We start from the raw sequence: 20645 nt of genomic DNA on the forward strand, positions 1-20645 counted from the left end.
ATATTCCCCTATGGATGACTAACGGCAAACCGCTTCGATTTGACTGATGCCAGTCGCTTTGCCTTCCCTGGCCGGTAAAGTAAATGAAGCATTGCACTGCTGCGCGGCGCTTTTGCCCCACTGAACGTTAAGGATCCCGGTCTGCTGCAAGCCGGACATATAGACCATGCCCGCGTCGCTGACGATACTTGGCTGCGATTTACTATTTCCGGCGAGCAGGACCATTGCGCCATAAGGTACGTCCTGACCATTGGCGGTTTTCAGATGCACAAAGGCCCGCTGGCCGATATTGCCGTCATAACTTGCACGTACGATGGCACCACGCGTCGGAACAACGCTCTGCGTGGTTTCCGGAAGCTCCATATCTTCGCCAAGCGAAGTACTATCGAGGGTGATATCGGTGCGATGATAAGGCGTAACGTAAGGTACGATGGCGTAACCACGATAGTCGGTGGTGATGGTGTTATCGTTGGTCAGCTTGACGTTATCCAAACCTGGGGCCTTAACCAGTACGGCGGCATCGGTGATGTCCTGACCAAGCGTGACCCCATCGGCATGAGCGACAATGCTGCCGTTGGCGCCATAGTCTATACGCTCGCTACCGCGATCGTAGCTGTAACCGGCATTGACGCTGCCGCGAGCACCGTTATAGGTTGCGCGCATATCGCCGCTGTAGTATTCCCGGTTGCTGTATCCTTGCTGCAGGCTCCACTCCAGGCTGTCGTTATCCAGCGCGTTACCACAGATGGAGACCGACTGATCGGTAGACCCCGGATTACTGTTGGTTAACTGATAACTGGTATAGGTGCCCGGTAGCCAGTTGCTCAGCGGCAGCGTGACGGTCAGCGAGATACGCTGATCGTCCTGGGCGTCTTTCCCGGAGTTATTCCCGCTCCAGGTATAGCGGTTATAGCTGTACCCGAGGTAATAGTTTACATTGCGGAAGCCACCGTTGTACCCCACGCTGATCGACTTGTTGGTGCGCTTATCGTCCCAGTAATCTTCAATCAATCCACTGATAGACAGACTGCCGAGGCCTTTACCCAGGCTTTGATTCAGCGTCAGATTGGTGCGGTTGCGCAGCGAGCGAGGAGTATACTTGCCATCATTAGAATAGCTATCTAACACTTCAGAGAGGGTATTAAATCCGCGGGTGGAATAGCGGTAGCCAGCGATAGTCACGTTTGTACCGGTTTCGATAATATTTTTCCCGTAACGGACACGCCATGACTGCCCAGAGGTCTTTTCGTCGTCTTTCATTTTTGACCAGGCCTGGGTGACGTCTGCCGAGGCGGCGCCAAGCTCGCCGAGGTTATAGCCGAGGCCTGTTGACAGCGCCTGATAGCGCGATGCGGCCTGCACCCCGCCATAAAGCGTCAGGCTGCTGGAGACACCGTAGGTCGCGGTAGCTTGCGTAAAGGGCGTTTCATCGACCCCGCCGTCGTAAGGACGATATTTACCAGACGTAATTTCATATTCCAGCTGATCTTCACGGACCATCACCGGCAGCGTAGCGAACGGTACGACGAACTCCTGCTTAGAACCGTCGGACTCTTCCACGGTGACGTAAAGGTCGCCGCTACCGCCGCTCGGGTACATATCGGTGATTTCAAACGCGCCAGGCGCCACGTAGGTCTGGTATACCTGGTAGCCGTTTTGTTTAATGAAGACACGGGCGTTGGTTTTGGCGATACCACGGATAATCGGCGCATAGCCGCGCATACTTTCCGGCAACATTGATGTATCGGTGGCCAGTTGAATACCGGTAAACGGTACACTGTCAAAGATGCCTGAGAGTGACGAGCTCTCGCCCATCACCAGGTTACTGTTGATGGGACGAATGCTGCGCTGCATGTAGAGATAGGCTGAGTCCCAATCACCCGCATCGCCGTTGTTTTTATTCCAGGTGCTGAGGTTACGGATACGCCATGGGCCAACGTTGAGGCCAGACTGCAGGTTCAGGCTGTAGTATTCATCATTGGCCTGCATGTCGTTTGAGCCGCTGAACTGATAGTTCACCAGCAGGGCGTTGATGCCGTCATCAAACTGATCCGGTGGAATATATCCCTGCGCGGTGGTAGATAGTGCCGCCTGCGGAATGGATATATTCAAGCGCTGGACGGTAAAGTCGAAATCCGCTTTGGTATCCGGGATGACTGAAAGATTGGCGCAGCCGTTTTTATCCTCGACCAGTTCGGGAAAGGCTTTAACCCGTACGCCATACTCTGCCAATGTTTTCAGGCTCAAACAGGGCACCAGGGCGGGCTCTCGATTATTCCCAGTGGCACGGCTATTCGCAACAAACTTCATTGTCCTGGTATCCAGATAGCGACCATTAAACATGATATCTACCCGATAATCCCCTGGCGCCTGTGCGTTCTGCGTCTGGAAAATAGATAAGTCGGGAGTGGTTGATGGATCGCTACCATTCAATGAGCTAATGAATGAGGGATCGAAAAAGTCACGTGCTTGCGCTTTATTATTCAAACCAGAAAGCAATGCCGGAAGCATTGCGAGGAAGACCGCGGATAGTTTGAATAATCCATTATTCTTATTTGGCATAGACACATCCCTATAATGATAAAATAAAATTCTTATTACAGCGATGAGGAATAGAGCGATCCTGCTCCGCCATAATCATTAACTACTTTCCAGTTGACGCTGGAGGCATTAATATTTTCTTTTAATGTCACTTCTTTGGTCGTCATTGGAGCGACCGAGTTGACTTCCGGCTTCACTTCTTTGCTACCAATCTGAACACTATGGAAATAGAAGAAAAACGGTGTCGGATTTTTAATCGTCAGTTTTGTGCCTGATTTCCGCCATTCGAGTTTTTTGGCTTCAATGTTTGGAGAAAGGTCGAAAAGTGCTTTTGGACGATAGACCAGACGCATGCGGTGGCGGACCGCCAGTTGAATAGTATTGGCGTTGGCTTTCTCATCGTCCGCCGGCGGGATGGCCATCACGTTAAAATAGTATATGGATTCCCGGTCGTTCGGGGCATTGACGTTTCCGGTAGAAAATAGACGCACGGTATTCTGCTGCTTACCCTCAAGGCGGAATAACGGAGGTGTAGCCATAAAAGAGGGCGTTTTCCCTGCCGGCGCTTCAACCCAGGATTTAATCAGATAAGGGATGTCATCTTTATTTTCGATTTGCGCGGTGATTTCACGCGCACCTTCTTTATAGAGGTAGCGGGTGGACTCAATCACAATACCAGCATGGGCAATACTACTGAGGAGTAATGCACAGGATGCGGTGATATTTAATAAGTTCCTGAACATGGTTTTTCTCTGAATGCGAAAAAGGGCCCGCCGTGAAGCGGAGCCCCTTCGGGGAAAAATTAGAGGGTATAATCGATAGTAAAGGTCGCAACACCTTTAACCGGACCTTCGGTAACCGGAGTCGCGGAGTTCACTTTCACATAACCAGTGGTGTACTTCAGCTGAGTGCCGCCAGCTGCAGTGTAGCTTTCGGTCATGAGGTCAGAACCGTCGAAACCTACGCGGTGTGCATCACGTACGCGCTGGATACCGATACCAATGCCGGTAGCGCCGCCAGGTGCGGTGTTGTCCAGGATGTTAGCGTTGCTGGAGGCACCGGTCACATTGACGGTTACAGCAGTAACCGGAGTGGCGCTACCCTGTGCGCAGTCTTTCACGTCAAAACCGAAGTCCTGAGTTTTAAACAGAGCACCAGCCGCTTCAGCATTCGCTTCGGTAGTGGTCACGGTCATCAGCTGAACGATACCGTTGTTCAGGGTACCCGTCGGAGTCACGACGCAAGAGTTAGCTGCATCAGAGACTTCACCCAGTACAGTTACCTGAGCGGTGTTGGTTGCCATTACCTGAGCACTCAGAACTGCAGAAGCAGCGACCATTACAGCTACGATTGTCTTTTTCATTTAATTAATCCATATATAGATACTTAGTCCTGTGTAGAATCGATAACAGTTATCATGGGAATGGAATATGCATTCCTATTGATATTGAAAATAAGCGCCAGCATTCCTTATATAGTGCTGAAACCTACCCTCCTGTGAACGACGCTACAATATCACTTGCCATAGCGAACCATGGAGAAGCGGGAGTAATTTAAAAGTCTGGTGCAAAAAATGCTTGTGAATTCTTGATGAAGCACACGTGAATTTAATAATGACCTTTTCTAATGAGATATTGAGTTAGGTTGAGATAAATTTAATCTGAAAATGTGGCTTTTAAACAAGATAACTATCGCTTGTCATTTTTTATGCGGTATCCTCAAAGCTGAAGTTCAATGTGAACTGACCCCGCTTCTGTCTGAAGCGATAATTTTCACGCCATGGTTTGGCTGGGATTATTTATTTTTGTTATGGATAATAGGGTTGCGTGGGGCAAGGATATGGATGATATTGCATTATTTAATGGCTGTATAATTAATCAGGAAATTATATTTAATGCCAATATGAATGAGCTGCGACCGCTTGCCGGGAATGGGGAGAGCATCAGCCTCAATGCGCCTACCGCCAGATGCTTGCTGCTGCTATTGCAGAATTGCGGCAAAGTGATTTCTCGGGATGACTTTCTGGCGGCTGTATGGGAAACACGGGGTGTGGTAGTTTCGCAAAATACATTTTATCAAAATATCTCTTTGTTGAGAAAATCGCTGCTCAAAGCCGGACTATCTGAGGATATCATTATCACCGTCAGACGAAAAGGCTTTAGCGTCGCCCCGGATACTTTAGTTATCCCGCTCTCGGATGAAGAGTGCGAGAATATGAATCGGGAAAGATTAACGCATTTTCACAGTAGTAAAACTGCTGATGTCATTTTCAATGATACGGGGAAAATTGACCATAAATTAAGTCTTCCACTACCAGTGAATTTAGCAATCCAGGAGAATGATAGGCGGGAAAATAGCGTGAAGGTGGCAGAGAAACTATCGGAACGATTACATATAACCTTTAAAGTTCCCACCTGGTTAATCGCGCTGATTGTCGTGATGATAGTTATCAATGTTATCGTACTGATCGTGTTACATCGATAATACGCCGCCGCTGGGGTTTATATCGAGAAGGTAACGGTAAAGTGGATTGCCGAGTATGTTAGTCCCAACCTGGCTGTGTATTCATATTAAGATGTCTGCCAGCACGACCTGGCAGACAAGGGAGGGGAGCTAACGCTGCTTCAGTCCTAAATCCAGCGGCGTCTTGCTGGGTTCGCCGCCGATCTCTCGCGCCAGCTTCGGCACCATATAGCCGGAGATGAGGGTCAACAGTTCACGCATGATTTCACGGGCTTCATCATCGCTGACCATAAAGTGTGCCGCCCCTTGTACCCGGTCCAGCACGTGCAGGTAGTAGGGCATTACCCCGGCATTGAACAGCGCATTGCTGAGATCGGCCAGGGTTTGCGCGTTATCGTTCACCCCGCGCAGCAGCACGCTCTGGTTAAGCAGCGTGACGCCCGCCTGACGCAGCATGGCCATCGCCGCGCGAAACTCGCCGTCAATTTCATTAGCGTGGTTGACGTGGTTAACCAGGATCACCTGCAGCGACGAACGGTGGAAGCGGCTGGCCAGCATCTCGGTGATGCGCGCCGGGATCACGATCGGCAAGCGGCTGTGAATACGCAGACGCTTAACGTGCGGAATGGCTTCCAGCTGGGTCATTAGCCAGTCAAGCTCATGGTCCTTCGCCATCAACGGGTCGCCGCCGGAGAAGATGATTTCATCAAGCTGCGGATGCTCAGCGATATAGTTCATTGCCGTCTGCCAGTTGCGCCTGGTGCCCTGATTTTCGGCATAAGGGAAGTGGCGGCGGAAGCAGTAACGGCAATTGACCGCGCAACCGCCTTTCACCAACAGCAGGGCCCGGTTGCGATATTTGTGCAACAGGCCGGGCACGACGCTGTGCTGTTCTTCCAGCGGATCGGTGGAGTAGCCGGGGGCGACGATAAACTCCTCTTCGGCGGTAAGTACCTGACGAAGCAGCGGATCGTCAGGGTTGCCTTTCTCCATTCGGGCAATAAACGCGCGCGGGACTCGCAGCGGGAACAGGCGTCTGGCCTCATGTCCGGCCAGCAGTTTTTCATCAGCGTCTACATTTAAAAGACGCAGCAGTTCATCAGGACTGGTCACAACATTGGCAAGTTGCGTTATCCAATCTTCTCTGGATGGGGTATTTAGGGTTACAATATGCGCCATTTTGTGGCTTAGCTACCAGTTAAACAATTTCAGAGGGCCTTATGGCGACTTACTATAGCAACGATTTTCGTGCTGGTCTTAAAATCATGTTAGATGGCGAACCTTATGCGGTAGAAGCCAGCGAATTCGTTAAACCAGGTAAAGGTCAGGCGTTTGCGCGCGTTAAGCTGCGCCGTCTGCTGACCGGCACCCGCGTTGAGAAAACCTTCAAATCTACTGATTCTGCAGAAGGCGCGGACGTTGTCGATATGAACCTGACTTACCTGTATAACGACGGTGAGTTCTGGCACTTCATGAACAACGAAACCTTCGAACAGCTGTCTGCTGACGCGAAAGCGATCGGTGACAATGCCAAATGGCTGCTGGATCAGGCTGAGTGCATCGTGACCCTGTGGAACGGCCAGCCGATCGCGGTCACCCCGCCGAACTTCGTTGAGCTGGAAATCGTTGAAACCGACCCAGGTCTGAAAGGCGACACCGCGGGTACCGGTGGTAAACCAGCGACCCTGTCTACTGGCGCTGTGGTTAAAGTGCCGCTGTTCGTCCAGATTGGCGAAGTGATCAAAGTGGATACTCGCTCTGGCGAATACGTATCCCGCGTGAAGTAATTTCACGTCATGATGACTGGCGCAGCCTCTGTGCTGCGCCGCTCTTTCTGTACTGGCACGACGAGCACGACACATGAAGCGCAGCGTAAAACTCCTGGCGTTACTGTTTCTGAGCAGCGCACTGCTGTCTGGCTGCAATACCGCCCGCGGTTTCGGTGAAGATATTCAGGGCCTGGGCCACGCCATCTCTCGCGCTGTAAGCTGACTTCCTTCCGTTTCGCCTGCCGCGCTCGCCTTCCGGTGCGCCTGCTTCCTTCACGAATACTCCTTTTCTCTTAAAAAACGCAAAGATCCCTTCATCTGTGGACGGTTTGTCTATGCTTATAGGGCATGAAAACAAAACTGACACTAAGGATGACATTATGGTGAAAAAAACGATTGCAGCGTTCTTTACGGTTTTGGTCCTCTCTTCAGCACTGACCGCTTGTAACACCACGCGCGGTGTGGGTCAGGATATTTCAGAGGGCGGCAGCGCAATCTCTGGCGCAGCAACCAAAGCTCAGCAATAACAGCCTTCGACGGTACGGTTTTGCGCCGTACCGTTCTTCACTTCCCCCATTCTGTTGGATATACTCACTACGACTTTTCATCCACCTTACGGGACGACCCGTAAGCGTTTCTCATCCGGGGACGGCCCCAGCAAAGGAGCCTTATGTCCTGGATAGTCTTATTTATCGCTGGCCTGCTGGAAGTGGTGTGGGCCGTCGGCCTGAAATATACCCATGGCTTTAGCCGCCTGGTTCCCAGCGTCATCACCATCGTAGCGATGGTCGTCAGCATGGCGCTGCTTTCATGGGCGATGAAAACCCTGCCGGTGGGTACCGCTTACGCCGTCTGGACGGGGATCGGCGCCGTGGGCGCCGCTGTGACCGGTATCGTACTGTTAGGTGAATCCGCCAGCGCTATGCGTATCGCCAGTCTTGTCTGCATCGTGGTCGGCATCATTGGCCTGAAGATCAGCGCGCACTAGTTGTAGCGCTGATTGACCCAGACCAGTTTGCTGATATCAAAACCCTGCCGGGTGGCAATATCCAGCATCTGCTGCCTGACTTCCGGGGCGATGGTGGGGGCTCGCGCCAGTAGCCAGAGATAGTCGCGGTCGGGGCCGCAGACCAGCGCGTACCGATACTCCTTATCCAGCGCAATGACGTTATAGCTGCCATAGAAGGGGCCGAAGAAGGAGATCTTCAGCGCGGCGCGGCTGGGTTCGCCGGTAAAATACGCCACCCCGTCCGTTTTCTGCCACATGCCGCGGTCGGGGTTATAGCCTTTATTGACCACGTCCAGACCGCCGTCATCGCGCGGCTGCCAGGCGATCGTGACCTTTTCAAGCCCGCTTTCAAAAGGATGGTCGAAGCGGGCGATTTCGTACCAGGTACCCAAATAGCGCTGAACGTCGAAGGGGGTGACCACGGTGACGCCTGGCGGCGGGGCAGGGGTGCTGCAGGCGACAGACAGGAACGAGACGGCGACCGCGGTGATTATCGGCAGGATACGCATGGTATGCTCCTTGCTGGCTTTTAAGCTAAGTGTAGAGTCCGGCAGGGCAAAGGCGGCAAGATTTTTCTATGAAGCGAGCCCGGTAGCAGAATTGCTGCCGGGCTCTTGCAGGATCAGATAAACAGTACGCCAACCAGAGTAATGACGCTGAGGATCGCCGCCAGACCGTAGAAGACCCATTTGCCGTTTGGCACATGGGTCTTCAGGTCGTGCATGGCGTGGTGAATACGATGCAGCCCACACCACAGCGGCAGGACAATCATCAGAAAGATGAACGCGCGGCCGATAAAGCTTTGGGCAAAGGCCAGCACGCGCTCATAGCTGAAGGCGTCGGCGGGGGCGAGCCCCAGCGGCAGCAAAATGCCCACCAGCAGCACCATCACCGGCGCGACAATCGCGCCCCACATGCCGCCAGCGCCAAACAGCCCCCAGAAAACGGGTTCATCGGAACGTTTCGGATTGGGATTAATCATCTCAGCCTCCTTACCAGAACAGGGCGACAAACAGGATCACCACGGTGACCACCGCCGTCACCACCCAGAGACCTTTAATCACCGGCTCTGGCCCCATTTTTTCGCCTTTGATGATGACGTTGGCGGCTTTCGGCGCCAGCTCGAACCAGGTTTTGGTGTGCAGCAGCGCCGCCGCCAGGGTGATCAGATTGAGGATCACCACCACTGGATTTTGCAGGAATCCGATATATCCCGCCCAGCTTTCGGCGCCGTGCTTGAGGGCAAACAGCCCGTAAATCAGCACAATGCTAAACCAGACCGTCGGTACCGCCGTGCCTTCCCGCACCATGTAGAAGCGATAAAACGGCAGCTTTTTCCACCAGGTGGAGGTCATCGGCCGCACGTAGGGTTTGCGTTTCGTCGTCATAATGCACTCCTTAGCGTGGTTTCAGGGTGGCGATAAGAAAGTCTTTCGAACTTTCCACCTTGCCCTGCTGGATCGCGGCCGCCGGGTCGACGTGCTTCGGACACACTTCCGAGCAGTAGCCCACGAAAGTACAGGTCCAGACGCCGTTCTGGCCGTTAAGCTGCGCCATGCGTTCCTTTTTGCCGTGGTCGCGGCTGTCTTCGTTATAGCGGTGGGCGAGGGTGATCGCCGCCGGGCCGATAAACTCCGGATTCAGGCCGAACTGCGGACAGGCGGCATAGCACAGTCCGCAGTTGATACAGCCGGAGAACTGATGGTATTTGGCCATCTGGGCCGGCGTCTGCTTGTTTGGTCCCTGGTCCGGGGTGCGGTTATTGCCGATGATGTACGGCTTAATGGCCTCCAGACTTTCGATAAAGTGGGTCATATCCACCACCAGATCGCGCTCGATCGGGAAGTTGGCCAGCGCTTCAACCTTGATGCCTTTGGTGTAATCCCGCAGGAAGGTTTTACAGGCCAGCTTCGGTACCTTATTGACCATCATGCCGCAGGAGCCGCAGATCGCCATCCGGCAGGACCAGCGGTAGCTCAGGTCGGGCGCCAGGTTGTCTTTAATGTAGCCCAGCGCGTCCAGCAGCGAGGTCTGCTCATCGTAAGGCACGTCATAGAACGCGCTGTGCGGTGCCGTGTCGACCTCCGGGTTGTAACGCACCACTTCGACTTTCAGGTTTTTCATCTCAGCCATGGGTGGTCTCCTTCTTCTCAGCCGCTTCCGCCTCAGCGCCATAAACACGTTTCGCCGGCGGCAGCGTGGTGATCTTCACATCGCCATATTCCAGGCGGGTGGTGCCATCAGCCTCGCGGAAGGCGAGCGTATGTTTGAGGAAGTTGACGTCGTCGCGTTCGGTACAGCCTTCATCCAGACGCTGGTGCGCACCGCGCGATTCTTTACGGGCGATGGCCGAGTGCGCCATACATTCGGCAACGTTTAAACCGTGTCCCAGCTCAATGGTGTAAAGCAGATCGGTGTTGAATACGCTGGAGTTGTCGGTAATGCGCACGCGCTTAAAGCGCTCCTGCAGCTCAGCCAGCTTGTCGATAGTTTTCTGCATCAGCTCTGGCGTCCGGTAGATGCCGCAGCCTTCCTCCATCGAGAGCCCCATTTCGTCGCGGATTTTCGCCCAGTTTTCGTTACCCTCCTGGTTGACGAGATCTTTCAGACGACGCTCCACATCGGCAGCCTGCGCATCGAGGGCGGAGCCGTTCGCCTCGCCCGCCTGGGCGGCGCGCTGCATGGCCTGTTCCCCGGCCAGGCGGCCGAAGACCACCAGCTCGGCCAGCGAGTTGGAGCCCAGGCGGTTGGCGCCGTGCAGACCAACGGAAGAGCATTCGCCCACGGCAAACAGCCCTTTGATGCGGGTTTCGCACTGTTGATCGGTTTCGATGCCGCCCATGGTGTAGTGCGCGGTCGGGCGTACCGGAATCGGTTCTTTCACCGGGTCGACGCCGACGTAGGCTTTCGCCAGCTCACAGATAAACGGCAGGCGCTCCAGCAGCTTTTTCTCGCCGAGGTGGCGCAGATCGAGGTAGACCACGTCGCCGCGCGGCGTGGGAATGGTGTTCCCTTTCCGCCATTCGTGCCAGAAGGCCTGGGACACTTTGTCGCGCGGGCCCAGCTCCATATATTTGTTCTTCGGTTCGCCGAGCGGGGTTTCCGGGCCCATGCCGTAATCCTGCAGATAGCGATAGCCGTTTTTGTTGACCAGAATCCCGCCTTCACCGCGGCAGCCTTCGGTCATCAGGATCCCGGAACCCGGCAGACCGGTCGGGTGATACTGAACGAACTCCATATCGCGCAGCGGCACGCCGTGGCCCAGCGCCATACCCATCCCGTCACCGGTAACGATGCCGCCGTTGGTGTTGTAGCGATAGACGCGTCCGGCGCCGCCGGTGGCCAGCACCACCGCGTTGGCGCGGATCTGCACCAGCGTGCCTTCCATCATATTCATCGCCACCAGGCCGCGGGCCTGGCCGTCATCGACCAGCAGATCAAGGACGAAATGTTCATCAAAGCGTTGAATTTGGGGAAACTGAAGGGAGGTCTGGAAGAGGGTATGCAGCATGTGGAAGCCGGTTTTATCGGCGGCAAACCAGGTACGTTCGATCTTCATGCCACCGAAGCGCCGGACGTTAACGCTGCCGTCAGGGCGGCGGCTCCACGGGCATCCCCACTGTTCCAGTTGGGTCATTTCCGTCGGGCAGTGGTGAACGAAATAGTCGACGACATCCTGCTCGCACAGCCAGTCGCCTCCGGCGACGGTGTCGTGAAAATGGTACTCAAAGCTATCGTGATCCTGGGCAACGGCTGCGGACCCCCCTTCTGCAGCGACCGTATGGCTGCGCATCGGATAGACTTTAGAAATCAGGGCGATTTTGGCATTGGGGTTGGCCTGGGCGGCGGCGATAGCGGCGCGAAGGCCTGCCCCGCCGGCGCCAATTACGGCGAGATCGGCTTGAAAAGTGTGCACGACATTCCTCCAGTTTTAGTGTATTTCGCCGCCGGGCTGGCGAAAAAGTATCACTGCTCCTTTATAGGTACAGGAGTATAGCCGTAGGGTCAGTATGGAAAATTGACGTGTTCGATTTTTTTATCGATATGTGCGGTTATTTATCAGTGATATTTATGCATTTAGGTTAACGATAGATTAATGGCATGTAATCTGCCGGGGATTGCACAAAATTTGTTTCACTCGCCGGTTGCGAGTAGACTTCGTGCCCTTGTTTGCAATCGGAGAAAGTACCATGAGCGAGACGGCAACCTGGCAGCCGAGCGCACCCATTCCCAATCTGTTGAAACGCGCGGCGGTGATGGCGGAAATCCGCCGGTTCTTTACCGATCGCGGCGTGCTGGAGGTGGAGACGCCTTGCATGAGTCAGGCGACGGTAACGGATATCCATTTGTTCCCGTTTGAAACCCGTTTCGTCGGCCCGGGCCACTCACAGGGACTCAATCTGTACCTGATGACCAGTCCGGAATACCATATGAAGCGCCTGCTGGCGGCGGGCTGCGGCCCGGTTTTCCAGCTTTGCCGCAGCTTCCGTAATGAAGAGATGGGGCGGCATCACAATCCGGAATTCACCATGCTGGAGTGGTATCGTCCGTGCTATGACATGTATCGTCTGATCAACGAGGTGGACGATCTGCTGCAGCAGGTGCTGGAGTGCCAGCCGGCGGAAAGCCTCTCCTATCAGCAGGCGTTCCAGCGTCATCTGGATATTGACCCGCTCTCTGCCGATAAAGCGCAGCTGCGCGAAGTCGCGGCGAAGCTGGATCTGAGCAATATCGCCGATACTGAAGAAGATCGCGACACGCTGCTGCAACTGCTGTTCACCATGGGCGTGGAGCCGCACATCGGCAAAGATCGGCCGACGTTCATTTATCATTTCCCGGCGACTCAGGCCTCTTTAGCGCAGATCAGCCCGGAAGATCATCGGGTCGCTGAGCGCTTCGAGGTCTATTACAAAGGAATTGAGCTGGCGAATGGTTTCCACGAGCTGACCGACGCCCATGAGCAGCGCCTGCGCTTTGAGCAGGACAATCGCAAGCGGGCCGCGCGCGGCCTCCCGCAGCAGCCCATCGATAACAACCTGCTGGCGGCGCTGGAGGCAGGTCTGCCGGACTGCTCCGGCGTGGCATTGGGCGTTGATCGCGTGGTGATGCTGGCGCTGGGCGCTGAAAGCATCGGCGAAGTGATCGCCTTTACGGTCGACCGCGCCTGATGGCGCTGTCACCTCCTGCCGCCAGTGGGCGGGGGAGGTGACAGGTCTGCCCTGATTCCCCCTCCCTCATGCTATCCCGGCTTTCGCCCGAATATCCACAATCTCCTTCGGTGCTCTTGCTACTATCCGCGCTCGTTTTATGAGGCCAGGCGACGCTGTTGGCGACCGGCGTGGTGTTGCTGATGGTGACCTTCGCCAATATCTTCACCATCATTCAGCCGGTCATCGACAGTGGGGACTGGAGCAGCACCCTGTGGATGGTCGGCGGGCCGATCTTCTTCTCGCTGCTGGCGTGGGGAATTTACGAAAGCTACCGTCGGCGCCTGGCGTCCGGCGCGCTGGTGATGGAGAGTTAAAGAACCTGCCCGGCAGTGCCGCCGGGCAGGCTATGGCTTAAAGGCTGCCAGCCGTACGTCGGCTGGTTTTTCCGGCCGAGGTCATGGTTTTACTGCTTTGCCTGCCGTCAATACTTTCCAGACGCATCTGGAACGGAGGGAACGGCATATCAATGCCATGCTCGCGGAAGCCCGCCAGGATCAGCTGATGCATCTCATGGCGCAGCGGCATGCGGTGCCCCATCTCGGCGGCAAAAATACGCAGCTCGAAAATCTGGATCCCCTGCTGCAGGTCGACGAGAAACGCCTCCGGCGCCGGGGTGTCGATGACCAGCGAGCAGCGATGCGCCGCGGCGATGAGAATTTTCGTGACCTCTTCGGTATCGGCGTCCACAGGCGCCGGCACCGTCAGCACCACGCGGGTGACCGAGTCCGACAGCGACCAGTTGATAAACTGCTCGGTGATGAACGCCTTATTCGGCACGATAATCTCTTTCCGGTCCCAGTCGCTGATGGTGGTGGCGCGGGTATTGATGCGGGTGACGCTGCCCGTCAGATCGCGGATGGTGACCGTATCACCGATGCGGATCGGTTTCTCAAACAGAATAATCAGGCCGGAGATAAAGTTAGCGAAGATCTCCTGCAGGCCAAACCCGAGACCCACACCCAGCGCGGCGACCAGCCACTGCAGCTTCGACCACTCAATGCCGATCATCGAGAAGCCCACCAGTCCACCGACCAGCATCAGCAGATACTTGGTGATGGTGGTGATGGCGTAGCCGGTGCCGGGCGTTAAATCGAGGTGCTGGAGGATCGCCAGCTCCAGCAGCGCCGGCAGGTTGCGCACCAGCTGAGTGGTGATGATCAGCACCAGAATGGCAATCAGCACCGCGCCAAGGGTGATGGGCTCGAGGCTTTCCACTCCTTGTACCGTTGAGGTAACGTCCCACAGCGAGATATTCTCAAGGAAGCCAAACGCCGAGTGAATTTCCGACCACAACACGATGACCGACAGCAGCGCGATCAGCATCAGCAGAGAGCGCACGAGACGCAGCGACTGGGTACTGATGGCATCGAGATCGACCTCGCTGACCTCCGTCTCCACCGATCCTTCCGGGCTGCTGACGTGAACAGGCTCATCTTCGCCGCGGGCGCGCTGGGCGAGAATTTCCGCGCGACGATGGCGGGCCCGGTCGAAGGCCAGCCGGCGGCGCTGGATCAGCATCCAGCGGCGGATAATGTGATAGACCACCAGCAGCAGGAACCAGATGGCGACGGAGGTTTCCAGACGCGCCAGCAGCGCCTGGGCGGTGGCGAGATAGCCGACGGCCGCCGCCAGCATGGCCACCAGCGGCGCGCCAAGCATCAGGTTCCACAGCAGGCGGTTCACCATATTGTCGCCATTCCCCTCTTTATCCAGATAGAGCGGGATACCGGCGTGCTTAAGGCTCAGAGTGACCACCGCCAGCGCGCCGCAGATCAGCAGGAAGCACAGGCGGCCCAGCGAAGCGGAGAACTCGCGGTCGTTAAGATTATCGAACATGATCAGCGCCATAATCAGCGGCACAATCAGCCCGATGCTCATCAGGTAGTAGCGCATCGCTTTCGCCACTCGGCTACGCGGCCAGCCGAAGTGGGCGATAAACAGCCCGTTTGGCCGGGCGAAGGTGGCGCAGATCATCACCACCCACAGCAGAGGCACCGTCGCGGTGACCCCATCGCCAATCGCCACCGCCAGCGGGAAGGGCCAGGCGGACTGCAGACCATAGCCGAGCGTCATCCACAGCACCGGCAGCGGCGAAGCCACTAGTATCGACCAGAAGACCGTGCGCAGCGTCAGCCAGAAGTGATCCTGGGTGACTTTCCCCACCCGAGCGCTGGAGCGCTCAAGGAAGCGGGTGAAATGGCGCCGGGAGCTGATGCTGAAGCCAACCAGCAGCAGGGCGGCAAACAGCGGTAGCAGGGTCTCTTTGCTGGTGAGCATCATCGCGCTGGCTTTACCCAGCTCGCTGATGGTATCCAGGGAGATCAGGCGCCGCAGATCCTGGACGATCTCCAGCGGCCAGGAGAAGCCGATGGGGCTGACGTCCGAAGTCCAGAACAGATAGCGGTGGGTGGCTTCGTTGATCTCCTTCAGCGCGTCTTCCAGCTGGCCGTTGGCGACCTTCAGCTTGGTGAGCTCCAGCATCAGGGTATCGCCGCCGCGCAGCAGCGAGTTCAGCAGCTCGTTCTGCGTGCGTAGCTGCGCCTGCAGGATCTTGTTCTGCTCGCTGGTCAGCGGTTCGCCGTCGGCCTGACGGATCTGCCGCAGCTGCGGCTGCTTACTGAGTAAATCCTCAAAGCGCAGACGCTGCACGCGCAGCTGCGCCATCTCCGTATCCAGCTGCTGCGGGCGAGGGCGCTCCGGCAGCCGCGCCACCTGGGCGCGCAGGGCTTCGCCCAGCAGATTAGAGGAGCCCAGCCACTGCGACTGCTCGCGCAGGGTGTTTAACGCCTGGCGCACCTGCAGCGTTTGATTCGTCGCCTGCCGCTGCTGGGACGCCACCAGATCCATACGCTGCGCCTGCTGGTTCAGCGCCTGGGAGAGTTCGCGGTTGACTTTAAACTGGGCGGTGATGTCCGGCGGCAGGTTTTCACTGTTCTCCGCCAGCAGTTCGGTACTTTCCAGTGCTTTTTCCGCCTCACGCTGGCGCTGGCTGTTCTGCAGATTACGCAGCGCCTGCAGATAGGCATCCAGCTGCTCGCTCTGCTTTTGCGCCAGTTCAGAACGGGCGCGCGACAGCTCCTGGCGGTTATTGGCGGAGAGCTGGGCGAGGTCGAGTTCATCCACCAGCGCCTTCAGGCGCGCCGATTCCGCCTGCAGGGCAAGATTTTGCGCCTGGGCGAGAGCATTGTTGCCGGTTTGCGTGCCGATGCGGCGCTCAACCTCATTAAGCTGACGCCGGGCGTCGGTTTGCTGCTGCGGCAGCTGGTTCAGGGAGTCGGCGATTTCACGCGCGCGATCCTGCTCCTGCTGCGCCTGACGGCTTGACTCCAGCAGCTGGCTGCTGACCTGGAGGATCTCCTGGTTCAGCGCATCGGCGGTCAGGCCGACTGGCACCTGGCGCGGCTCTTCGCTCAGATTGTTGAGCTGGGCGCGCAGGCTTTGAAACAGTTTGGGGAAATTGTCGATAACGTCCTGATACTGACGGGCGCGCTCGAGAGACGATTTTCGCTCCTCAAGCGCGTTCAGGGCGGACTGCAGAACTTCAACGGTTTCAGGCTGGGCGGGCTTTGCCGCCTTCGCCTGTTCCAGTTCCTGGGTTATCTGTTTAGCATCCGGGGCTGTCGCAGCGTACGCCCCGAAACTGAGGCTCAAGGCCAACAGGAAAGTGTATATCAGGCGCACGGCATAACCCTTTTGCTGAAGAATTAACCTTGGTCTTGTTTATCGTCAACCAGCGGGCTGGCGCGATGTTCGGCGCGGATCTCTTCTTCCGGTAACGGCGCCGGTTCAGCGGCGGTGGTTGCTTCCACCGTTGTCGCCAGCGGTTGGCCGATTTTAGTCACGGACAGGCTTTGCAGCGTGTCGACCAGCTTCACCTGGCCCGGGGCAAACAGGTTGATCACGGTGGAGCCCAGTTTGAAGCGGCCCATCTCCTGGCCTTTCAGCAGGGCGACGGAGCCTTCGCTGTCGCCAGCGGGCCAGGTCCAGCGTTTAATAATGCCTTCGCGCGGCGGGGTTACGGTGCCGGACCACACGGTCTCGATGCTGCCGACGATAGTCGCGCCCACCAGAATTTGCGCCATCGGGCCAAACTCAGTATCAAACAGGCAGATGACGCGCTCGTTACGGGCGAACAGGTTTGGCACGTTCTGCGCCGTCAGATGGTTAACGGAGAACAGGTCGCCAGGAACGTAGATCATTTCGCGCAGGATACCGTTGCACGGCATGTGCACGCGGTGATAGTCGCGCGGCGACAGATAGGTGGTGGCGAAGCTGCCGTTACGGAACAGGTCGGCCATCTGGTAGTTGCCGGCCAGTAAGGCTTCCAGGCTGTAGTCGTGGCCCTTGGCCTGCAGAATTTTATCGTTCTCAATGGCACCAAGCTGGCTGATCACGCCGTCGGCCGGCATCACCAGTACGTTAGGATCGGTATTCAGCGGGCGAACGTCGTCGCGCAGCGGGCGCACAAAGAAATCGTTGAAGGTGCGATAGGCCGCGGTATCCGGCTTCTGCGCCTCTTTCATATCGACCTTGTAGTATTTCACGAACAGATCGATGACCAGCTTCGTCAGCCAACCTGCGCGTTTGCTCGCACCCCAGCCTGCGAGGCGGGTGAGCCACAGTTTAGGCAGAATGTATTGCAGTGAAAGTTTAAGATCGTTTAACAAAGTAGCCTCCAGGCCATGATATGTCGTTCCTGACCCCGCCTGCGGGCGGGGACCTGAAAAAAGGGGACGATTCTATACGTAAAACTCGCCAAATGGCATCCGCGTAAGCCGCGCCATCACCGCTGCCCGGCAGCGCCTGACGTGACGCTCAGCTTAATGGTCAGTCATCGGTCGAGGAAAAGTTTTTACGCGTTTTTACCTGTACCTGCGCCATGCTTTCCAGGATGCGGTGGTAGTTCTCGAAACGGCTTTCGGCGATCTTGCCGCTCTCTACCGCTTCGCGAAGCGCACAGCCAGGATCGGTATCGTGTTTACAGTCGCGATATTTGCAACGGCCTAAATAATCATGGAATTCGACAAAGCCGTTGGTGATTTGTTCCGCTTCCAGATGCCACAGGCCGAACTCACGTACCCCCGGTGAATCAATCACATCGCCGCCGTGCGGGAAGTGGTAGAGGCGCGCCGCGGTGGTGGTGTGCTGGCCTAAGCCGGAAACGTCCGAGACATCATTGGTGAGGATCTGATCCTCATTCAGCCCCAGCAGGGCGTTCAGCAGGCTTGATTTACCCACCCCGGACTGCCCGGCGAAGATGCTGATGCGGTCGGTCAGGGCCGCTTCCAGCGGCTTGAGGCCGTCCTGAGTACGGCTGGAGACCAGCAGTACGCGGTAACCGATGTTGCGGTAGATGTCCATTTGCTCATTGACGAAGCGCAGGCCATCGTCATCCAGCAGATCGATTTTGTTCAGGACGATTAACGGCTCGATATCCTGCGCCTCGCAGGCCACCAGATAGCGATCGATAATATTCAGCGATAGCTCAGGCAGGATCGCGGAAACCACCACGATCTGGTCGATATTGGCGGCGATAGGCTTCACGCCGTCGTAAAAATCCGGGCGCGTCAGGACGGAGGCGCGATCGTGAACCGCTTCGACGATCCCTTTGACGCTTACGCCGTCGGCGGCGTCTTTACCCGGCCGCCAGACCACGCGGTCGCCGGTGACCAGCGAACGGATCGTCCGGCGGATATTGCAGCGATGCACGCTGCCGTCAGCGGATTCGACGTCGGCATGCATGCCAAAGCGACTGATGACAATGCCTTCCGACGGGTCGCCAAACAGGTTGTCATCGTAGTCGGCCTTCTCCGCAGTGGTTTTCAGACGGCGCTGGTGGTTGGCTTTGACGCGGCGCTGCTGGCCTTTGGAGAGTTTATTTTTACTCAATCGAACTGGCTCCTGGTCGCCCTGATGGGGCAAAACCTCTATGATACACGCTATTTTAGATGAATATAGTCACGCAAGAAGGGTGGAAAATAGCATGAGTGCAAATGAAAACAACCTCATTTGGATCGATCTTGAGATGACAGGGCTGGATCCGGAGCGCGATCGCATTATTGAAATCGCCACCCTGGTGACCGATGCCAACCTGAACATTCTGGCCGAGGGGCCGACCATCGCGGTGCATCAATCGGATGCCCAACTGGCGCTGATGGACGAGTGGAATGTGCGGACGCATACCGGCAGTGGGCTGGTGGATCGCGTGAAGGCCAGCGCCGTCAGCGAGCACGACGCCGAACTGGCGACCATTGAGTTTCTTAAGCAGTGGGTGCCGGCGGGCAAGTCGCCGATCTGCGGCAACAGCATCGGCCAGGATCGTCGCTTCCTGTTTAAGTACATGCCGCAACTGGAAGCCTATTTCCACTATCGCTATCTGGACGTTAGCACGCTGAAAGAGCTGGCGCGTCGCTGGAAGCCGGAAATTCTCGACGGCTTTAAAAAGCAGGGTACCCATCAGGCAATGGACGATATCCGCGAGTCAGTCGCCGAGCTGGCTTACTACCGCGAGCATTTCATTAAGCTGTAAACCGCGACCGGGCCCTGTGCGCGGCCCGGTACACCTTTCTGCGTTATTTAAACCACTTCTGCTGCATCTGCTGGAAGTCAGGCGTCGCCATGACCGCGGTCAGGGCATCGTTGATCGCATTCAGCAGCTCCGGATCGTCTTTGCGCACCGCAATCGCATACTGCTTACCGTAATAAGCCGGGTCGGTGGCACGTTCATCCATGATGGCGTAGTCAGGGTTCTCCTGCTGCCAGGCGTCGAGGGTGGCGAAGTCGCCCATGACGCCGGTTATTTGCCCGGCCTTCAGCGCGGCCAGGGCGCTGGCGACGTCGTCGTAAGGAACAGCCTGTACGGCTTTCTGTTTATCACGCAGATAGTGTTGATGCAGTGTGCCTTTCACCACGCCGACTTTTTTGGCTTTCAGGTCGGCAAAGGTATGGGCGACATCTTTGTTGACGATCACCACCCCGGAGAGCGCCTGGCGATAGGGACGGCTGAAGGCGACCTGCTTCTCACGCATCGGGATCACTTCCATGCCGGCAATCACCGCGTCAAATTTCTTGAAGCGTAAAGCCGGGATCAGCGTATCGAAACGCTGCGCCGTGAACTGGCACTGCGCCTGCATCTGCTGGCACAGGGCCTGGGCAAGATCGATATCGAAGCCGACAGGCTGATTTTTGCCGTTGGCGGTGACAAACGGCGGATTGGCCGTGCTGGTGCCAAAATGGAGCGTCTCGGCTGACGCGGTTCCGATGGCCAGCGTGCTCAGCAGCAGGACGGTGAGGACTTTTCTCATGCTAATTCCCTGTTTGGCGGCGTGGTGGCCTCGTTTTACGTCGCGCCACCGCTGTATGATGCGAGCGATTTTGCGTCATTCAGGCGGGCGGAAAAAGCGATTTTGCCCGAAATGACGCTTATTTATACAATTCAGCGGCGTAGGTGGCGAGAAAATATCCATTTAAACAAAAAACGCAAAAAAGTGATGAACAGGGGGTTGCAGGGGCATCGAATTCTCGTATAATGCGCCTCCCGTAACGACGCAGAAATGCAAATTACGACGCCATCGAAATATGGCAAAAAATGCAGTAACGCGGGAATAGCTCAGTTGGTAGAGCACGACCTTGCCAAGGTCGGGGTCGCGAGTT

General features: G+C 56.3%; 21 protein-coding genes and 1 pseudogene. 8 read left to right on the forward strand and 14 right to left on the reverse strand.

Annotated elements, in window-relative coordinates; genetic code table 11:
* Positions 1-18: 18 nt before the first annotated feature.
* From ABLV64_RS10870 to ABLV64_RS10880, 3 genes are read right to left on the reverse strand one after another with little or no spacing between them, the layout of a single operon-like run.
* Positions 19-2562 (reverse strand): fimbria/pilus outer membrane usher protein, encoded by a 2544-nt coding sequence (locus ABLV64_RS10870; protein WP_348843329.1) that lies wholly within the window; start codon positions 2560-2562, stop codon positions 19-21.
* 35 nt (positions 2563-2597) lie between these two features.
* Complete coding sequence (locus tag ABLV64_RS10875) at positions 2598-3284, reverse strand: molecular chaperone (protein ID WP_004206417.1); 687 nt, start codon at positions 3282-3284, stop codon at positions 2598-2600.
* Between the two features lie 59 nt (positions 3285-3343).
* Complete coding sequence (locus ABLV64_RS10880; RefSeq protein WP_004206418.1) at positions 3344-3904, reverse strand: fimbrial protein; 561 nt, start codon at positions 3902-3904, stop codon at positions 3344-3346.
* A gap of 476 nt (positions 3905-4380) precedes the next feature.
* Here ABLV64_RS10880 and ABLV64_RS10885 point away from each other — a divergent pair, with 476 nt between their 5' ends.
* A complete protein-coding gene (locus ABLV64_RS10885) occupies positions 4381-5025 on the forward strand; it encodes a winged helix-turn-helix domain-containing protein (protein WP_135722547.1) in 645 nt (214 codons plus the stop codon).
* 129 nt (positions 5026-5154) lie between these two features.
* Here the strand turns inward: ABLV64_RS10885 and epmB are convergent, their stop codons facing one another.
* Positions 5155-6183 carry an EF-P beta-lysylation protein EpmB gene (gene epmB / locus ABLV64_RS10890; RefSeq protein WP_004206420.1) on the reverse strand — a complete coding sequence of 343 codons (1029 nt, stop codon included), beginning with the start codon at positions 6181-6183 and terminating at the stop codon, positions 5155-5157.
* A gap of 41 nt (positions 6184-6224) precedes the next feature.
* Here epmB and efp point away from each other — a divergent pair, with 41 nt between their 5' ends.
* From efp to sugE, 4 genes are all read left to right on the forward strand, one after another.
* Positions 6225-6791, forward strand: coding sequence for an elongation factor P (gene efp / locus ABLV64_RS10895; RefSeq protein WP_004206421.1), 567 nt, complete (start codon positions 6225-6227; stop codon positions 6789-6791).
* Between the two features lie 73 nt (positions 6792-6864).
* On the forward strand, positions 6865-6996 hold the full coding sequence (locus tag ABLV64_RS10900) for an entericidin A/B family lipoprotein (RefSeq protein WP_004206422.1): 132 nt from the start codon (positions 6865-6867) through the stop codon (positions 6994-6996).
* Positions 6997-7153: 157 nt separating this feature from the next.
* Complete coding sequence (gene ecnB, locus ABLV64_RS10905) at positions 7154-7300, forward strand: lipoprotein toxin entericidin B (protein ID WP_004206423.1); 147 nt, start codon at positions 7154-7156, stop codon at positions 7298-7300.
* 143 nt (positions 7301-7443) lie between these two features.
* The gene (gene sugE, locus ABLV64_RS10910; RefSeq protein ID WP_004206425.1) at positions 7444-7761 is read left to right on the forward strand and encodes a quaternary ammonium compound efflux SMR transporter SugE; all 318 of its coding nucleotides are present in this window, start codon (positions 7444-7446) and stop codon (positions 7759-7761) included.
* On the opposite strand, the gene ABLV64_RS10915 is transcribed toward sugE, so the two are convergent.
* From ABLV64_RS10915 to frdA, 5 genes are all read right to left on the reverse strand, one after another.
* On the reverse strand, positions 7758-8291 hold the full coding sequence (locus ABLV64_RS10915; RefSeq protein ID WP_004206426.1) for a lipocalin family protein: 534 nt from the start codon (positions 8289-8291) through the stop codon (positions 7758-7760). The two genes, sugE and ABLV64_RS10915, sit on opposite strands and share 4 nt — an antisense overlap.
* Positions 8292-8404: 113 nt before the next feature.
* Positions 8405-8764, reverse strand: a complete 360-nt coding sequence (gene frdD / locus ABLV64_RS10920) for a fumarate reductase subunit FrdD (RefSeq protein ID WP_348843330.1) — start codon at positions 8762-8764, stop codon at positions 8405-8407.
* A gap of 10 nt (positions 8765-8774) precedes the next feature.
* Positions 8775-9170: a fumarate reductase subunit FrdC gene (gene frdC / locus ABLV64_RS10925; protein ID WP_002885530.1), complete on the reverse strand. Its 396-nt coding sequence runs from the start codon at positions 9168-9170 to the stop codon at positions 8775-8777.
* Between the two features lie 10 nt (positions 9171-9180).
* Positions 9181-9915 carry a fumarate reductase iron-sulfur protein gene (frdB, locus tag ABLV64_RS10930; RefSeq protein WP_004177729.1) on the reverse strand — a complete coding sequence of 245 codons (735 nt, stop codon included), beginning with the start codon at positions 9913-9915 and terminating at the stop codon, positions 9181-9183.
* Positions 9908-11698 carry a fumarate reductase (quinol) flavoprotein subunit gene (gene frdA, locus ABLV64_RS10935; RefSeq protein WP_004206427.1) on the reverse strand — a complete coding sequence of 597 codons (1791 nt, stop codon included), beginning with the start codon at positions 11696-11698 and terminating at the stop codon, positions 9908-9910. Before frdA ends, frdB begins: the two co-directional genes overlap by 8 nt.
* A 274-nt stretch (positions 11699-11972) precedes the next feature.
* On the opposite strand from frdA, the gene epmA reads away from it, so the two are divergent.
* Both epmA and ABLV64_RS10945 read left to right on the forward strand, forming a co-directional pair.
* Positions 11973-12950, forward strand: a complete 978-nt coding sequence (epmA, locus tag ABLV64_RS10940) for an elongation factor P--(R)-beta-lysine ligase (protein WP_004206428.1) — start codon at positions 11973-11975, stop codon at positions 12948-12950.
* Between the two features lie 149 nt (positions 12951-13099).
* Positions 13100-13306: pseudogene (locus ABLV64_RS10945) on the forward strand (glutamate/gamma-aminobutyrate family transporter YjeM); the annotation flags it as partial.
* A 37-nt stretch (positions 13307-13343) separates the two neighbouring features.
* Here the strand turns inward: ABLV64_RS10945 and mscM are convergent.
* From mscM to rsgA, 3 genes are all read right to left on the reverse strand, one after another.
* Positions 13344-16673 (reverse strand): miniconductance mechanosensitive channel MscM, encoded by a 3330-nt coding sequence (mscM, locus tag ABLV64_RS10950; RefSeq protein ID WP_004206430.1) that lies wholly within the window; start codon positions 16671-16673, stop codon positions 13344-13346.
* A gap of 23 nt (positions 16674-16696) precedes the next feature.
* The gene (gene asd, locus ABLV64_RS10955) at positions 16697-17659 is read right to left on the reverse strand and encodes an archaetidylserine decarboxylase (RefSeq protein ID WP_004206431.1); all 963 of its coding nucleotides are present in this window, start codon (positions 17657-17659) and stop codon (positions 16697-16699) included.
* Positions 17660-17819: 160 nt separating this feature from the next.
* Positions 17820-18881 (reverse strand): small ribosomal subunit biogenesis GTPase RsgA, encoded by a 1062-nt coding sequence (gene rsgA / locus ABLV64_RS10960; protein ID WP_004206432.1) that lies wholly within the window; start codon positions 18879-18881, stop codon positions 17820-17822.
* Positions 18882-18975: 94 nt separating this feature from the next.
* Here rsgA and orn point away from each other — a divergent pair, with 94 nt between their 5' ends.
* A complete protein-coding gene (gene orn / locus ABLV64_RS10965) occupies positions 18976-19521 on the forward strand; it encodes an oligoribonuclease (RefSeq protein WP_004206435.1) in 546 nt (181 codons plus the stop codon).
* Positions 19522-19564: 43 nt separating this feature from the next.
* On the opposite strand, the gene ABLV64_RS10970 is transcribed toward orn, so the two are convergent.
* Both ABLV64_RS10970 and ABLV64_RS10975 read right to left on the reverse strand, forming a co-directional pair.
* Positions 19565-20296 (reverse strand): transporter substrate-binding domain-containing protein, encoded by a 732-nt coding sequence (locus ABLV64_RS10970; protein WP_004206436.1) that lies wholly within the window; start codon positions 20294-20296, stop codon positions 19565-19567.
* 162 nt (positions 20297-20458) lie between these two features.
* On the reverse strand, positions 20459-20645 hold a 187-nt coding region (locus ABLV64_RS10975), incomplete at its 5' end, for a hypothetical protein (protein ID WP_205416085.1).

The sequence above is a fragment of the Klebsiella sp. JB_Kp031 genome (assembly GCF_040064295.1).
Classification (GTDB): domain Bacteria; phylum Pseudomonadota; class Gammaproteobacteria; order Enterobacterales; family Enterobacteriaceae; genus Klebsiella; species Klebsiella quasipneumoniae.

Excerpts from the sequence above, each read along its gene's own strand:
- ABLV64_RS10870 (WP_348843329.1), bottom strand. The coding sequence starts at position 2,562 with ATGCCAAATAAGAATAATGGATTATTCAAACTATCCGCGGTCTTCCTC.
- ABLV64_RS10915 (WP_004206426.1), bottom strand. The coding sequence starts at position 8,291 with ATGCGTATCCTGCCGATAATCACCGCGGTCGCCGTCTCGTTCCTGTCT.
- sugE (WP_004206425.1), top strand. The coding sequence starts at position 7,444 with ATGTCCTGGATAGTCTTATTTATCGCTGGCCTGCTGGAAGTGGTGTGG.
- epmB (WP_004206420.1), bottom strand. The coding sequence starts at position 6,183 with ATGGCGCATATTGTAACCCTAAATACCCCATCCAGAGAAGATTGGATA.
- ABLV64_RS10880 (WP_004206418.1), bottom strand. The coding sequence starts at position 3,904 with ATGAAAAAGACAATCGTAGCTGTAATGGTCGCTGCTTCTGCAGTTCTG.
- efp (WP_004206421.1), top strand. The coding sequence starts at position 6,225 with ATGGCGACTTACTATAGCAACGATTTTCGTGCTGGTCTTAAAATCATG.
- ABLV64_RS10885 (WP_135722547.1), top strand. The coding sequence starts at position 4,381 with ATGGATGATATTGCATTATTTAATGGCTGTATAATTAATCAGGAAATT.
- frdD (WP_348843330.1), bottom strand. The coding sequence starts at position 8,764 with ATGATTAATCCCAATCCGAAACGTTCCGATGAACCCGTTTTCTGGGGG.
- ABLV64_RS10900 (WP_004206422.1), top strand. The coding sequence starts at position 6,865 with ATGAAGCGCAGCGTAAAACTCCTGGCGTTACTGTTTCTGAGCAGCGCA.
- frdC (WP_002885530.1), bottom strand. The coding sequence starts at position 9,170 with ATGACGACGAAACGCAAACCCTACGTGCGGCCGATGACCTCCACCTGG.
- ecnB (WP_004206423.1), top strand. The coding sequence starts at position 7,154 with ATGGTGAAAAAAACGATTGCAGCGTTCTTTACGGTTTTGGTCCTCTCT.
- ABLV64_RS10875 (WP_004206417.1), bottom strand. The coding sequence starts at position 3,284 with ATGTTCAGGAACTTATTAAATATCACCGCATCCTGTGCATTACTCCTC.
- orn (WP_004206435.1), top strand. The coding sequence starts at position 18,976 with ATGAGTGCAAATGAAAACAACCTCATTTGGATCGATCTTGAGATGACA.
- epmA (WP_004206428.1), top strand. The coding sequence starts at position 11,973 with ATGAGCGAGACGGCAACCTGGCAGCCGAGCGCACCCATTCCCAATCTG.
- ABLV64_RS10970 (WP_004206436.1), bottom strand. The coding sequence starts at position 20,296 with ATGAGAAAAGTCCTCACCGTCCTGCTGCTGAGCACGCTGGCCATCGGA.
- frdB (WP_004177729.1), bottom strand. The coding sequence starts at position 9,915 with ATGGCTGAGATGAAAAACCTGAAAGTCGAAGTGGTGCGTTACAACCCG.